This is a genomic window from Roseateles sp. P5_E11, assembly GCF_054049355.1.
In genome coordinates this window covers 1-1,414 of the sequence record NZ_JBFUMO010000960.1, presented here as the reverse complement: position 1 = coordinate 1,414, position 1,414 = coordinate 1, and the positions used below count along the sequence as shown (strand labels likewise).

At 71.2% G+C, this 1,414-nt stretch carries 2 protein-coding genes; both read left to right on the top strand.

Annotated features, from left to right (window positions below):
• The coding region (locus ACXJKR_RS32495) for a hypothetical protein (RefSeq protein ID WP_457326369.1) at positions 1-750 on the top strand (750 nt) is incomplete at its 5' end.
• 3 nt (positions 751-753) lie between these two features.
• The gene (locus ACXJKR_RS32490; protein ID WP_457326368.1) at positions 754-1,410 is read left to right on the top strand and encodes a hypothetical protein; all 657 of its coding nucleotides are present in this window, start codon (positions 754-756) and stop codon (positions 1,408-1,410) included.
• The last annotated feature ends 4 nt before the right edge of the window (positions 1,411-1,414 follow it).

Below are 1,414 nucleotides of genomic sequence, written 5' to 3'. Positions count from 1 at the left end.
GCCCGAAGAACCCTGACCTGCTTCCTGCACATGCGCTTTCTGATCCCTTGCCTGCTGCTCGCGGCCTGCGCCGCCCACGCGCAGACCGAAGTCCTGCCGCCCGTCCAGACCGACCTCAAGCGCGACAAGAGCGTGCTGCCCTATGCGCGCATCAACGAGCTGCTGACCAAGCTGAGCAAGCACGGCGAGGGGCTGTTCCGCATGGACTTCAAGGTCGACGCCGAGAAGACCAAACTGCCTCTGCCTGAGCTACGCATGGTGGTGCGAAGCGACGAGGCTGACCACCCGATCCCGGTCGACGGCGAGGGCCGCTTCGACCTGCCCCTGCTGCCCGAGGCCGAGGCCAGGACGGCCGACTTCGCGACCAACGCGCCCAAGGGCCAGATGGCCGTGCGCGGCACCATCGAGCTGACCGTTCCGCCCGAACAGCTGACGATGGCCAAGGTGCGCCAGACCTTGCGCGTCGCGCGCACATTGCGCGAGGAACTGCTGCCTTGGTACTTGCGCTGGCTGTTCCCGCGCATCGAAGCCGTGCGCGTGTGCTCGGCCACGCCCACCTGGGAGCTGGAGTGGCGTGAGAGTGGCCAATTGCTCGGCTTGCCGCTGCCTCAGGCAGTGGGCGAGCGCGACCCAGAAGCCAAGCCCGGCGAGAAAGGCCGCCCCTGCACGCTGCTGACCGGCCAGGAGAGCTGGCCCGACGCGGCCCGGCTGCTGCCACCGGCCAGCAGCAAGCTCAGCGTCAAGTTGTAAGACATGAACCACCGCTGGATCGCGCGCGGCCTGGTTGGCGGGCTGCACCTGGCCTTGCTGGTGGCGCTGTGGCTGCACCGGCCGCCGCCGCTGCACCACCCGGGCGAGCGCCGCGTGACGACGGTGCGCCTGCTCACGCCACGCCCGCAGCAGGCGCCGCCGCCCGCGCCGTCCGTCGCGCCTGCGCCGCGCAAGCAGGAGCCCGAGCTGCCCGACATCGCGCCCCTGCCCTTCAGGACCGATGCGCCCGGCGCCGCCATCCCTGCGCCCACCGCGCCGGCCGAAACCGTTCCTGCCACCACGGCACCGGCCGAGCCGCCACGCACGGCGCTGCGCTTGACCCTGCCGCCCGGCTATGCCGCGTCGTCCGCCGCCGCACGCAACCCGGCGCTGAGCGACCCGCGCAGCAACACGGCGCGGCCGACGTTCGAGGACCGCATCGCTGACGCCACCGGCGGGGCAGGCGCCTGGGTCGAGGAAAGCACCGGCGAGAACCGCTCCCAAGCTGTCGGCGCACTCGGGGACCGCCGCACCGTCATGCGCCGCGGCAACACCTGCGTCGAGATCTTCCGCTCACGCATTGCCGACATGGATCAGTTCAACGGCAGCGTCGCCCCGCGGGCGATCGGCATGGTCGGCAAGCCCTACAAGTGCAAGTGAGCGG